This is a genomic window from Isoptericola croceus, assembly GCF_029382255.1.
Taxonomy (GTDB): Bacteria; Actinomycetota; Actinomycetes; order Actinomycetales; family Cellulomonadaceae; genus Isoptericola; species Isoptericola croceus.
The window spans coordinates 1-280 of record NZ_JARLLG010000139.1 but is presented as its reverse complement, the minus strand read 5'-3'; the positions used below and the strand labels follow the sequence as shown (position 1 = coordinate 280).

The 280-nt window shown below is 62.9% G+C and carries 1 protein-coding gene; it reads left to right on the top strand.

Translation table 11 applies throughout. The features are described 5' to 3' along the window. The coding region (locus tag PZC42_RS24460) for a phytocyanin family protein (RefSeq protein WP_277214040.1) at positions 1–268 on the top strand (268 nt) is incomplete at its 5' end. Positions 269–280: the final 12 nt, after the last annotated feature.

The window sequence follows — 280 nt, the reverse complement described above, 5'->3', positions numbered from 1 at the left end:
CTTCTCTGTGTCGTTTGATAGCTGGGCTGATGGAAAGGTCTTCGCTGCTGGTGACACTCTTGTTTTCAACTACAAACCGGGCGCACACAACGTGCTGGCCGTGGACGCGGCGACGTACAGGAGCTGCAAGGTGGGCAGCTCGGCGGACTCGGTGGCGGCGGCGACGGGGACCGCGTCGTTCCTCCTCAAGAAGGGCGTCAACTACTACATCTGCGGCGTCCCCGGCCACTGCGCCGCCGGGATGAAACTCCGGGTCGTCGCCAACTGATGAAACTCCGGC